This is a genomic window from Pseudomonas sp. S3_G06 (genome assembly GCF_054667565.1).
This window is the reverse complement of record NZ_CP162738.1, coordinates 3,223,400-3,236,579: the sequence shown is the minus strand read 5'-3', so window position 1 is coordinate 3,236,579 and position 13,180 is coordinate 3,223,400. Positions and strand designations below refer to the sequence as shown.

The following is a 13,180-nucleotide window of genomic DNA, read 5'->3' as shown; positions in this document are numbered from 1 at the left end:
CTGCGATTTGGCTTTGGATCTTGAAAGATCGCAGCCTGCGGCAGCTCCTACATTCAGATCATATGTGTCCTGTAGGAGCTGCCGAAGGCTGCGATCTTTTGCTCTTCCACGACAGCAGCCACCGCACCAATCACCAGAATCGCCGGGCTCTTCAATTCAAACGCCGAGGCATCCTCAGCCATCGCACTCAGATCACTGCGACACTCACGCTGATGCGCCAAAGAGGCGTTTTCGATCATCGCCACCGGCGTATCCGCCGCCATCCCTCCGGCCAGCAGCTGATCACGAATCTCGCCCAGCTTGGCCACGCCCATGTAAACCACCAGCGTCGTCCCGCCTTTCGCCAGCGCCTGCCAGTTCAACTGGCTGTCATCCTGGGTGTGCGCAGTCACCAACGTTACTCCGCGCGCCACGCCCCGCAACGTCAGCGGAATATCGCACTGGGTCGCCCCGGCCAGCCCAGCGGTGATGCCATTGACCAGTTCCACTTCAACGCCACGCTCGCGCAACCACTGCGCTTCTTCGCCACCGCGGCCGAAAATGCACGGATCGCCGCCTTTCAGGCGCACCACGCATTTGCCCTGGCGGGCATAACGCAGCATCAGCCGATGGATAAATGCCTGCGGGGTCGAACGGCAGCCGCCGCGTTTGCCCACCGGGATCACCCGCGCAGCCGGGCAGTGCTCCAGCACCGCGTCGTTGACCAGATCATCGATCATCACCACATCGGCCTCGCGCAATGCGCGCACCGCTTTGAGCGTCAGCAACTCCGGATCTCCAGGGCCTGCGCCCACCAGCCAGACTTTCGCATTCATGGTGTTGTCCTCGTTAAATGACCGCGACCGGCCGCGCTTCGGCAGCCAGCAGACGCTTGATTTCCGGCACGCAGGAACCGCATTGCGTACCGCATCGGAGATTGTTTTTCAGGCCTTGCAGATCCAGGCCCTGGCGAATGCCGGCGCAGACTGCGTTGAGGCTGACGTTTTCGCAGTTGCACAAGGTCTTGTCGCTCGCAATGGCGCCGACAGCGCCCGGCGGCGCGCTCATCGGCGCGAGCAGCCAGCGCCGCAGTTGTTGGTCGGCGCGGCCCTCCAGCCACAGGCTTTGCAGCCAATGTTGCGCCAGGGTTTCGCCGGCCAGGCGAATTGCGGTGATTCGGCCGTTTTCGATGCGCACCCGCTTGCCGATGGCGCGGCGCGGGTCGTCGTAGGCCAGAACCGGGCCATCCAGCAGTGACAGGCACTGGTCGATCTCACCCAGCAGCTGTGGATCCGGCGCCTGGCCGTGTGCAGCGCGTATCAGCAACGCTGGCCGCTCACGCCCGACAAGGCTGAGGCTGACGTAGGAAAACGCCTCGCACAGCGGTCGTAGTGTCTCGAAATGCCGTTGAACATCACCCTCGATCAAGGCGAACAGTTGCCAAGGCAGATTGACTGCCTCCAGACGCACGCCGCTGTGCTTGAGTTCCGGTTGCTTGGACAGTGGGTCAAATGCTGGCAAGGTCAGCGTGTTGACGCCGCCCTTGAGATAGCGATCGCCCCAATGCATCGGCAGGAACGCTTGGCCCGGACGCACGCTGTCGTCGCTGCCGACCGCAACAATCACCGCGCCACGGCGGCTTTTCAAACTGACCAGATCGCCGGGCTGCAAGCGGTGCCGACGCATTTCGTCAGGATGCAGGTTCAGCACGGCTTCGCTGACGTGGCCGAACAATTGCGCGGCGGTGCCGGTGCGGCTCATGCCGTGCCACTGGTCACGCAGGCGACCGGTGATCAAAGTCAGCGGGAAGCGCGCGTCGCGTTGTTCCTTGGCGGCGCGGTACGGATCAGCAATGAACTGCGCGCGACCATTGGCTGTAGGAAAAATGCCGTCGCCGTACAAGCGTGGCGTGCCTTGGCGGGCGCCGGCAGGGAAGGGCCATTGCTGCGGACCGATCTCGTCGATCAAGGCATGACTGATCCCGGACAGATCCAGGTCCCGGCCACGGGTCAGCGCTTTGAATTCATCAAACAACTGCGAAGGTTGATCGAAAGCGAACAGGCTTGGCTGCCTGGGGCGCAGACGTTTCTCCAGACGCTGTGCGAAATCCACCGTGATGGCCCAGTCCGGCCGCGCTTCGCCTGGTGCGACAACCGCTTTGCGCACGTGGGATATGCGCCGCTCGGAGTTGGTCACCGAGCCTTCCTTCTCGCCCCAACTGGCGGCCGGCAACAGCAGGTCGGCAAATGCAGCGGTTTCGGTGGTGCGAAAGGCTTCCTGCAATACCACAAAAGGGCAGGCCTCAAGCGCTGCGCGGACTGCGCTCTGATCAGGCATCGATTGCGCCGGATTGGTACAGGCAATCCACAGTGCTTTGATTTTGCCGCTGCGCAGGTTTTCGAACAGTTCGATGGCGCTCAGGCCCGGCGCCTCGGGCAAGCTCTCCACGCCCCAATACGCCGCCACCTCGGCGCGATGCTCTGGGTTGGCGGCATCGCGATGGCCCGGTAGCAGATTGGACAGACTGCCGGTTTCCCGCCCGCCCATGGCGTTCGGCTGACCGGTAAGTGAGAAAGGTCCTGCACCGGGGCGGCCAATTTGTCCGGTGGCCAGGTGCAGATTGATCAGCGCGCTGTTCTTTGCGCTGCCGGCGGTGGACTGATTCAGGCCCATGCACCACAGCGACAGGAAGCTCGGCGCAGTGCCGACCCATTCTGCGCATTGCTGCAGTTGCTCGATGCTGATGCCGCACAGTTGCGAAACCATCTGCGGGGTGTAATCGCGCACCAGGGTTTTGAGTTCGGCGAGGCCTTCGGTGTGCGCCTTGATGAAATCGCGATCGACCCAGTCTTCCCACAGCAGCAGATGCAAAATCCCATGGAACAAGGCGACATCGGTACCCGGAAGAATCGCCAGATGCAGGTCAGCCAAATCGCAGGTGTCGGTGCGACGTGGGTCGATAACGATGACTTTCATCTGCGGGCGACGGGATTTGGCTTCCTCCAGCCGACGGAAAAGTACCGGATGGGCGTAGGCCATGTTACTGCCGACGATCATCACGCAGTCGCTGAGCTCCAGGTCTTCGTAACTGCACGGCGGCGCGTCGGCGCCGAGGCTGCGTTTGTAGCCGACCACCGCCGAGGACATGCACAGCCGCGAATTGCTGTCGATGTTGTTGGTGCCCACCAGCGCCCGCGCCAGTTTGTTGAAGGCGTAGTAGTCCTCGGTGAGCAACTGCCCGGAGATGTAGAACGCCACGCTGTCCGGGCCGTGTTCGGCGATGGTTTCGGCAAACACGTTGGCCGCGTGGTCGAGGGCGGTATCCCAGTCAGTACGGCTGCGCGCCAGGCCTTTGCCCAGGCGCAGTTCCGGGTACAAGGCGCGGGCGGCGAGGTCGCCGGTCAGGTGCAGCGTCGAGCCTTTGCTGCACAGTTTGCCGAAGTTGGCCGGGTGCGCCGGATCGCCGCTGACGCCGAGGATGCGCTCGCCGTCATGCTCGATCAGTACGCCGCAGCCGACCCCGCAGTAACAGCAGGTCGAGGCGGTCGTCTGGCGGTTCATCAGATGGCGTCCCGCAGGGCCAGTTGCACCCGGCCGTTCTCGACCCGGGCCGGATGGTGATGGGCACAGCCGATGTCCGGCGCCTGGGCTTCGCCGGTTTCGAGGTCGATCTGCCAGTTGTGCAGCGGGCAGGCCACGCGCTTGCCATAGATCAGGCCTTGCGACAGCGGCCCGCCCTTGTGCGGGCAGCGGTCATCGAGGGCGAACACCTCGTCGTCGCTTGTACGAAAAATCGCGATGTCACCTTTCGGTCCGGCAATGATCCGCGAACCGAGGGCGTTGATCTCTTCCAGCGCACAGATGTCGAGCCAGTTCATGCCGGCACCTCCAGGTTTTTCACGGGGATCACGTCGAATTCTTTCTTCAGTTGCGGCTGCGCCAGGCGTTCTTTCCATGGGTCCTGTTCGAACGACAGGGAGAATTGCAGGCGCTCATTCAGGGCCTTGCGCCGCTCGGCGTCTTCGAGCACGTTCTTCTTGATGTGCTCCATGCCGACCCGTTGCAGGTAATGCACGGTGCGTTCGAGGTAGAAGGCTTCCTCGCGGTAGAGCTGCAGGAATGCGCCGTTGTATTCGCGGACTTCCTCGGCAGTTTTCAGTTTGACGAAGAACTCGGCGACTTCGGTCTTGATCCCGCCGTTGCCACCGATGTACATCTCCCAGCCGGAGTCGACGCCGATAATTCCTACGTCCTTGATGCCCGCTTCCGAGCAGTTGCGTGGGCAACCGGACACCGCCAGCTTCACTTTGTGCGGCGACCACATGTTGAACAGGTCGTGCTCGAGTTCGATGCCCAGTTGCGTCGAGTTCTGCGTGCCGAAGCGGCAGAACTCGCTGCCGACGCAGGTTTTCACGGTGCGGATGGATTTGCCGTAGGCGTGGCCGGACGGCATGTCGAGGTCTTTCCAGACGCCGGGCAGATCCTGTTTCTTGATCCCCAGCAAGTCGATGCGCTGACCGCCGGTGACCTTGACCATCGGCACGTTGTACTTGTCGGCCACATCGGCGATCCGCCGCAGTTCCGATGGGTTGGTCACGCCGCCCCACATGCGCGGCACCACCGAATAGGTGCCGTCCTTCTGGATGTTGGCGTGGGCGCGTTCGTTGATCAGACGCGATTGCGGGTCGTCCTTGGCCTCGCCCGGCCAAGTGGAAATCAGGTAGTAGTTGAGCGCCGGGCGACAGGTCGCGCAGCCATTGGGCGTGCGCCAGTTCAGGTAACTCATGGTCTCGGCGATGGTCAGCAGGTGTTCCTGGCGGATCGCCTGACGAATCTGCCCGTGGTTGAGATCGCTGCAACCGCAGATGGCTTTTTCGCTTTTCGGTTTGACGTCGGCCGCGCCACCCACCGTATTGATCAGGATCTGTTCAACAAGGCCGGCGCAGGAACCGCAGGAGCTGGCAGCCTTGGTGTGTTTCTTCACTTCATCGACGCTGAACAGGCCGTGTTCCTGAATCGCCTTGACGATGGTGCCCTTGCACACACCGTTGCAGCCGCAGACTTCGGCGCTGTCGGCCATGACCATGGCTTTGTCCTGGCCCTGATGTCCTACGTCGCCTAAAGCGTTTTCGCCGAACATGAGGTGATCGCGGATCTCGCCTATGGCGTGATTCTCACGAATCTGCCGGAAATACCAACCGCCATCTGCCGTATCGCCGTACAGACAGGCGCCGACCAGCACGTCATCCTTGATCACCAGTTTTTTGTACACGCCGCCGATCGGGTCGGAGAGGGTGATGGTCTCGGTGCCTTCGCCGCCCATGAAGTCGCCGGCGGAGAACAGGTCGATGCCGGTGACTTTCAATTTGGTCGAAGTCACTGAACCCTGATAGCGAGCGAAACCCAGTTGCGCGAGGTGATTGGCGCAGACCTTGGCTTGTTCGAACAGCGGCGCAACGAGGCCGTAGGCGATGCCGCGATGACTGGCGCATTCGCCGATTGCGTAGATGCGCGGGTCGTAGGTTTGCAGGGTGTCGTTGACCAGAATCCCGCGATTGCACGGAATTCCTGCCTTTTCTGCCAGTTCGGTGTTGGGGCGGATGCCGGCGGCCATCACCACCAGATCGGCAGGAATGATGTCGCCGTTCTTGAACTGCACCGAACCGACCCGGCCATTGCCGGCATCGTGCAAGGCTTGGGTCTGTTCGCACAGGCGAAAATGCAGGCCACGGGATTCCAGCGCCGATTGCAGAAGCTGGCCGCTGGTCTTGTCCAGTTGCCGCTCCAGCAGCCATTCGCCGAGGTGCACCACGGTCACGTGCATGCCGCGCAGCATCAGGCCGTTGGCCGCTTCGAGGCCGAGCAGACCGCCGCCGATGACCACGGCGTGCTTGTGGGTCCTGGCCGTGTCGATCATGGCCTGGGTGTCGGCGATGTCGCGGTAACCGATCACGCCCTGCAAAGTGTTGCCGGGGATTGGCAGGATGAACGGGGTCGAGCCGGTGGCGATCAGCAGGCGATCGTACTCGGCTTCGGTGCCGTCCTCGGCAATCACTCGGCGTTTGACCCGGTCGATCTCCACCACTTTGCGGTTGAGCAGCAACTTGATGTTGTTTTCCAGGTACCAGTCGAGGTCGTTGAGGACGATCTCTTCGAACGTCTGCTCGCCGGCCAGCACCGGCGACAGCAGGATGCGGTTGTAGTTGGTGTGCGGTTCGGCGCCGAAGACGGTGATGTCGTAGAGCTCGTCGCTCAGCTTGAGCAGTTCTTCCAGGGTACGCACCCCGGCCATGCCATTGCCGATCATCACCAGTTTGAGTTTTTTCATCAGGTTCTCCGGGAGCTGCGGCTGGCCTCTGGTGGGCCGTCGGGCCTTGCTCGACAAATTTTGCGCAAACAAAAAAAGGCGTCCCGCTAGTTGCCTAGCGAGGACGCCTTTGTCCTGGTCCCGTTCTCTCGGGAAGCGCAGCCTTCGTCGTTGAAGGATGGGCTTTATGTATGGTGAGAAGGGTAATGCAGTGGTTGTGCCAACTTGGATGGACGCGGATTTATTGGGGATTCGGGTTGTGAGAAAAGGTTTTTTTGCACCGAATCGAGGCGTGTTGCTCGTTCGTGGCGCGTTAATTCTTGGGGTTATGCGGTGTGACGCCGAATGCCTTCGCGAGCAGGCTCGCTCCCACAAGGTTTCCGCGAACGACACCAATCCCCTGTGGGAGCGAGCCTGCTCGCGAATGGCGCAACTCAATATCAGCCATGAAACAACAAAACCAGCAGCACTACATTCCCCAGCAACGCCACCAACGCCATCGTCCGCCAGACCTTCAACGGCTCCCGTTCCAACAAAGGCCGGGGCCGCACACTCAAACTTTGCCGCTCACCCTGTTCCAGCACCAGCAGCCACTCTTCAGCGGTTTCGAAGCGTTGCTGCGGATCGGCGGCGACGCCGCGTTCCAGACTTTGCGCCAGCCAGTCCGGCAGGTCCGGGCGATAGCGACTGGCATTCACCGGCACGCCGAATCGGGGCCGCTGGAACGCTTCGATTTCGCCATAGGGAAAATGCCCGGTGAGCAGGTAATAGAGAGTGACACCGACAGAATACAAATCCTGTTGTGCACTCGGTGGTTCGCCGCGAAACGCTTCTGGGGCGATGAAACTAGGCGTTCCTGGCAGGGTCGACGGCGCGTCCTCGGACAGTCCCGGGCAATAAGCCAGGCCGAAATCCAGCAGGCGCAGTTCGCCGTCATCCCCCAGCAGCAGGTTTTCCGGTTTGATGTCGCGGTGCAGAATCTGCCGTCGATGCAGCAACCCGACCGCGCGCAACAGCCGCTCGGCGATGTCCTGCCACTGCGCCAAAGGCAACGGGCCGCTGTGTTGAAACACGTCGGCCAGCGTCGTCCCGGCGTATTCGCGCATGACGTAATACAAATGCTGACGCTGAGTGCAGGCATGGATTTGCGGAAAATGCCGGCCGGCCACGCGCTTGAGGAACCATTCTTCCGACAGCAGCGCCTGACCGGCTTGCGGATGGTCGGCCAGCCGCGTCGGCAAGGTCTTCAGCAGCCAAGGCTGGCCCTGGCTATCGAGCACGCGATACAGCAATGATTGCTGGCTCTGGCCGATGATGCCTTGCACCTGCCAGCCTTCAAACGCTTGCCCGGGTTTCAGCGTTGGCGGCAGTGGCCATTGCTGCAATTGCACCAGCGCATCGCCAATGCTCGCTTCGCCCAGCGCATCGACGCGCACCAGCAGGGCACTGGCGTTGTCCTGACTGCCGGCCAGATGCGCGGCGTTGACCAAGGTTTGCGCCGCGCTGGGCAGATCCGCTTGATCGCGCAGAATTGCCGCGATCGCGGTATCGCCCAAGGTCGACCAGACGCCGTCGCTGAGCAGCACGAAGCTTTCGCCCTCACGCAGTTCGCCGTCGAGGAAATCCAGGACCAGATGCTGATCGAGCCCGAGCGCACGCTTGAGCACGTGTTGCATGCCCGGTTGCTCCCAGACGTGATCCTCGCTGATGCGCTGCAAGCGCTCGGCGTGCCAGCGATAGACCCGGCAATCGCCGACGTGGGCGAGGGTGAAGCGTCGACCGCGCATCACCAGCGCGCTGACTGTGGTCAGCAACGGTTGCCCGCCGCCGTTGGCCTGCAGCCAGCGATTTTGCGCGAGCAGCAGGCGATCCAGCGCCTGGGCCACGCTCCAGGTTTCCGGCGTCGCGTAGTAGTCCAGCGCCAGCGCCTGCAAGGTCGAACGCGCGGCGAGGCCGCCATCGGCGCATTGGCTGACGCCGTCGGCGATGGCGAACAGATAACCCTTGCTCACCGCCAGTGCCGGCGCCGGTGTCACCGAGCGCAGGGCGTCCTGATTCTCCGCGCGCGGGCCGGTGGCGCTGGCTTCGGCGAAGCTCAGTTGCAGAGCCATTGAGGCCTCAGACCCGCGCCGCCGTCACCGCCGCCGAACCCCAGGTGGTTCTCCAGCGACGCTTGACGCCGTGCAGGCCAAACCACGCCAGCACACCGAGGCTGGCGAACAACCACAGCGCCAGTTGATAACTGCCGGTGCTTTGCTTGATCGCGCCCATGCCGGCCGCGAGGGCGAAGCCGCCGATACCGCCGGCCATGCCGATAAGCCCGGTCATCACGCCGATTTCCAGACGAAAACGCTGCGGCACCAATTGGAAAACCGCGCCGTTGCCCGCACCCAAGCCGAGCATGGTGCAGACGAAAAGCGCCAGCGCCGCGTAGGAACTTGGCAGATTGAAGCCCACCGCTGCGATGCAGATCGCAGCGACGGTGTACATCGCCAGCAAGGTGCGGATGCCGCCGAAGCGATCGGCCAGCGCGCCACCCAATGGCCGCATCAGGCTGCCGCCGAACACGCAGGCAGCGGTGTAGTAACCGGCGGTTACCGGGCTCAGACCGTATTGATCGTTGAAGTAACCGGGCAGGGCGCTGGCCAGGCCGATGAAGCCGCCGAAGGTGACGCTGTAGAAAAACATGAACCACCAACTGTCGCGATCACCGAGGGCCTTGAAGTAGTCGGCCATGGCTTTCGGTTTTGGCCGCTGCGGCGCGTTTTTTGCCAGCAGGGCGAACAGCACTAAAGTCAAAACCAGCGGGATCAGGGCGAAACCGAAGACATTGCTCCAGCCGAACGCGGCGGCAATCACTGGCGCCAGCAGCGCGGCGAACACGGTGCCGGAGTTGCCCGCGCCGGCGATGCCCATGGCTTTGCCCTGATGCTCTGGCGGGTACCACTGCGAGGCCAGCGGCAGGGCTACGGCGAACGAGGCGCCGGCCATGCCGAGGAACAGGCCGAGGATCAGCGCCTGTTCATAACTGTGGATGCCGAGTTTCCAGGCGCCGAACAGCGCGCAGATGACGATGACCTGGCCGATCAGTCCGGCGGTCTTGGGCGACAAGCGATCGGCGAGCATGCCCATGGCGAAGCGCAACACCGCGCCGGCGAGAATCGGCGTGGCGACGACGAGGCCGCGCTGCTGGGTGGTCAGGTGTAGGTCGGCGGCAATCTGCACCGCCAGCGGGCCGAGCAGGTACCAGACCATGAAGCTCAGGTCGAAATACAGGAAAGCCGCGAACAGGGTCGGGGTATGGCCGGATTTCCAGAAGCTTGAATTCATCGCGCACCTCGGCTGAAAAGAGTCTCGAAAGGAGTCATGCACAGCAGGTGGAGCGCCTCACGGCCGCACCACCGGCCCCGCTCTATGGGGCCAAAACGCAAAAACGCCGCTACCTGATTCGCCGAGGGGCGAACGGGGTGAGCGACGTCTTTGTCGTAGGTGGGGCAACCGCCGTTGGTTACCTGTGCGGTTTACTTAGCGAGATTTGTGCCAACAGTTCGTGACCGAGGTGCGGCCATTCGCGAGCAGGCTCGCTCCCACATTGGAATGTATGCCACCTGTGGGAGCGAGCCTGCTCGCGAAAAGGCCCGCACTGACAACACAAAATCTCAGCCCAGCAACTCGCTCATGGCAATGATCTGCTCCGCCACTTGAATCAGCTTCTGCTGGCGGCTCATGGCCTGGCGGCGCATCAGCGTATAGGCCTCTTCCTCGTTGCAGTCCTTCATCTTCATCAGCAAACCCTTGGCCAGTTCGATGCGCTTGCGCTCGGCCAGTTGCTGGTCACGGGCCTGCAATTGCGCGCGCAGGGCCTGGTCACTCTCGAAGCGCGCCATCGCCACGTCGAGAATCGGCTGCAACCGTTTTGCGTGAATGCCTTCGACGATATAGGCACTGACCCCGGACTTGATCGCCTGACGCATCACCCCCGGGTCATGTTCGTCGGTAAACATTACGATCGGCCGGGGCTGGTCGCGGCTGACCAGTACCACTTGCTCCATGACATCGCGGCTCGGTGACTCGGTATCGATCAGGATTACGTCCGGGCGCACCGTTTCGACGCGCGCCGGCAGGTCGATGGTCAGGCCGGACTCGTCGATTACCTCGAAGCCGGCCTCGGTCAGCGCCGCTTTCAGGCGTCCGACTTTTTTCGCGGTGTCGTTGATCAGCAGAATGCGCAACATGTTCGCGGTCTCCTGTCAGCGGCGGGCGAGAAGGGGGGCATCGTCGTTCAGCGCGTGCAGTTTGAAACTGCGCGCATAGCCCGCCGGATCGCTGCCGTCCCAGACCTTGCCGTCGAGCAACTGGCTGCTGCGCAGGTCTGCGCAGGAAGTCGCGACGCCAACAGCGCTCGCTGCCTCGCGGTACAGATCCAGGCGCTGAACCTGGCGGGCGACTGCCAGATAATCCGGGTCCTCGCGCAACAGACCCCAGCGACGGAACTGGGTCATGAACCACATGCCGTCGGAAAGGTATGGCAGATTGACCTCGCCATCGCCATGAAAACGCAGCGCATGCGGATCCTGCCAGCGATTACCGAGGCCATCGGCGTAGTCACCCATAAAACGCGGCTCGATGCACGCGGCGGGGGTGTCGAGGTATTCGGCGGCGCTGAGCAATTGCGCGGTGCTGCGGCGGTTTTCCGTGCTTTCTTCGATGAAGCGGCTGGCCTCAAGGATGGCCATGACCAGCGCCCGCGCGGTGTTGGGGTATTGCTCGACGAATTCGCGGGTGCAGCCGAGGACTTTTTCCGGGTGGTCGGGCCAGATGCTTTGGCTGGTCGCCAGGGTGAAACCGAGATCCTGCTGCACGGCGCTGGCCGCCCACGGTTCGCCGACGCAAAAGCCGTCGATGCGCCCGGCTTGCAGGTGCGCAACCATTTGCGGCGGCGGCACGACCACGCTGTCGACGTCCTGCAACGGATGAATGCCCTGGCTCGCCAGCCAGTAATAAAGCCACATCGCATGGGTGCCGGTGGGGAAGGTCTGGGCGAAGGTCAGTTTTGCGCGGCTTTGGTGCACGTGCCGATCGAGCGCTTCAGGACTGTTCACGCCAGCCTGTTGCAAACCATGGGACAGGTTCAGGCTCTGGCCATTCTGGTTCAGGCCCATCAGCACCGCCATGTCGGTGGGGGCGACGCCGCCGATGCCCAGGTGCACCGCATAAATCAGTCCGTACAGACTGTGCGCGGCATCCAGTTCGCCGCTGACCAGTTTGTCGCGCAAGTTGGCCCATGACGCCTGACGCTTGAGGTTCAGGGTCAGGCCGTAGGGCTGGGCGAAGCCCTGGGTGGCGGCGACCACCACCGAGGCGCAGTCGCTCAGCGCCATGAAGCCGAGATTGATCGCGCTCTTTTCCGGCGCATCGCTGCCATTGACCCAGGCCAGAGGCCCCAAGGACGTTTCGTTCATACGCTACCTCAAAAAAAACGTCGTCCCGGATTCTGCGCAGGCAAAACCCGGGGACGACGCCATTGTCCTGGCCTGCGCGCCGTCATTGGTCGGCAGACTGATGAGCGGGGTGGTGCAAGGCATATGCCAGTCGCCTGATTCGCGCAGGCGCCTCGCGCCGGGGGACGATGCCCGGCTATAATCGCCGCCTCTTTTCGCCGCCCGAGTCATTGCCGCCCATGTACACCCTGGCCCGTCAGCTGTTGTTCAAACTTTCCCCGGAAACCTCCCACGATCTGTCGCTGGATCTGATCGGCGCGGGTGGACGTTTGGGCCTCAACGGCTTGCTGTGCAAGGCGCCGGCGAAAATGCCGGTGACCGTCATGGGGCTGGAATTCCCGAACCCGGTGGGGCTGGCGGCAGGTCTGGACAAGAACGGCGCGGCCATCGACGGCTTTGCGCAACTGGGTTTCGGTTTTGTCGAAATCGGCACCGTGACCCCGCGCCCACAACCGGGTAACCCGAAACCACGGATCTTCCGCCTGCCGGAAGCCGAGGCGATCATCAACCGCATGGGCTTCAACAACCTCGGTGTCGATAACCTGCTGGCGCGGGTCGCTGCGGCGAAATACAAAGGCGTGCTGGGCATCAACATCGGCAAGAACTTCGATACCCCGGTCGAGCGTGCGGTCGACGATTACCTGATCTGCCTGGACAAGGTTTACGCCCACGCCAGTTACGTCACCGTCAACGTCAGCTCGCCAAACACCCCGGGCCTGCGCAGCCTGCAGTTCGGTGACTCGCTCAAGCAATTACTCGCGGATCTGGCCACGCGTCGCGCCGAACTGGCCCTGCGTCACGGCAAGCATGTGCCGCTGGCGATCAAGATCGCGCCGGACATGACCGACGAAGAGACTGCGCAGGTTGCCCAGGCATTGATCGAAACCGGCATGGACGCGGTCATCGCCACCAATACGACTTTGAGCCGTGTCGGCGTCGAAGGCATGGAACATGGCGACGAGGCGGGCGGTCTGTCCGGCGCGCCAGTGCGTGAGAAGAGCACCCATACCGTGAAAGTACTGGCGGGCGAGTTGGCTGGGCGTTTGCCGATCATTGCCGCTGGCGGCATTACCGAAGGCAAGCACGCGGCGGAGAAGATCACGGCCGGTGCAAGCCTGGTGCAGATCTATTCGGGCTTCATCTACAAAGGCCCGGCGCTGATTCGTGAATCGGTGGATGCGATCGCCGCGTTGCGCTGAGAATTGCGGAGGCCTTGTGGGAGCCTTTGTGGCGAGGGGATTTATCCCCGCTGGGCTGCCCAGCAGCCCCAAACCTTGCACATTGATATGCCAGTTAAATTGAAATCCCGATTTCGCGACTGCTGCGCAGCCGAGCGGGGATAAATCCCCTCGCCACGTGGAACCCGGTTAACCCTTTTTGCAGGCATTAAAAA

The 13,180-nt window shown here is 62.5% G+C and carries 9 protein-coding genes; 1 reads left to right on the top strand and 8 read right to left on the bottom strand.

Translation table 11 applies throughout. From position 1 onward, the window contains the following. Window positions 1-53 precede the first annotated feature (53 nt). The 8 genes from cobA to AB4N47_RS14350 all read right to left on the bottom strand — a co-directional run bounded on the left by cobA (window position 54) and on the right by AB4N47_RS14350 (window position 11,748). Window positions 54-815, bottom strand: a complete 762-nt coding sequence (gene cobA / locus AB4N47_RS14385; protein WP_341638003.1) for a uroporphyrinogen-III C-methyltransferase — start codon at window positions 813-815, stop codon at window positions 54-56. A gap of 13 nt (window positions 816-828) precedes the next feature. Then, window positions 829-3,540 carry a nitrate reductase gene (locus tag AB4N47_RS14380; RefSeq protein ID WP_341638002.1) on the bottom strand — a complete coding sequence of 904 codons (2,712 nt, stop codon included), beginning with the start codon at window positions 3,538-3,540 and terminating at the stop codon, window positions 829-831. Next, entirely contained in the window at window positions 3,540-3,857 is a 318-nt protein-coding gene (nirD, locus tag AB4N47_RS14375) for a nitrite reductase small subunit NirD (RefSeq protein ID WP_016773836.1), read from the bottom strand. Before nirD ends, AB4N47_RS14380 begins: the two co-directional genes overlap by 1 nt. Further along, window positions 3,854-6,307, bottom strand: a complete 2,454-nt coding sequence (gene nirB, locus AB4N47_RS14370; RefSeq protein ID WP_016773837.1) for a nitrite reductase large subunit NirB — start codon at window positions 6,305-6,307, stop codon at window positions 3,854-3,856. The genes nirD and nirB overlap by 4 nt, the downstream gene beginning before the upstream one ends. Before the next feature lie 419 nt (window positions 6,308-6,726). Beyond that, entirely contained in the window at window positions 6,727-8,397 is a 1,671-nt protein-coding gene (locus AB4N47_RS14365; RefSeq protein ID WP_341638001.1) for a bifunctional protein-serine/threonine kinase/phosphatase, read from the bottom strand. Window positions 8,398-8,404: 7 nt separating this feature from the next. Beyond that, complete coding sequence (locus AB4N47_RS14360; protein ID WP_016773839.1) at window positions 8,405-9,616, bottom strand: nitrate/nitrite transporter; 1,212 nt, start codon at window positions 9,614-9,616, stop codon at window positions 8,405-8,407. Window positions 9,617-9,945: 329 nt separating this feature from the next. Beyond that, complete coding sequence (locus tag AB4N47_RS14355; protein ID WP_460154261.1) at window positions 9,946-10,521, bottom strand: ANTAR domain-containing response regulator; 576 nt, start codon at window positions 10,519-10,521, stop codon at window positions 9,946-9,948. Between the two features lie 15 nt (window positions 10,522-10,536). Then, the gene (locus AB4N47_RS14350) at window positions 10,537-11,748 is read right to left on the bottom strand and encodes a CmpA/NrtA family ABC transporter substrate-binding protein (RefSeq protein ID WP_341637999.1); all 1,212 of its coding nucleotides are present in this window, start codon (window positions 11,746-11,748) and stop codon (window positions 10,537-10,539) included. Between the two features lie 218 nt (window positions 11,749-11,966). Between AB4N47_RS14350 and AB4N47_RS14345 the strand changes: the two genes are divergently transcribed. Continuing rightward, a complete protein-coding gene (locus AB4N47_RS14345) occupies window positions 11,967-12,986 on the top strand; it encodes a quinone-dependent dihydroorotate dehydrogenase (RefSeq protein ID WP_341637998.1) in 1,020 nt (339 codons plus the stop codon). The last annotated feature ends 194 nt before the right edge of the window (window positions 12,987-13,180 follow it).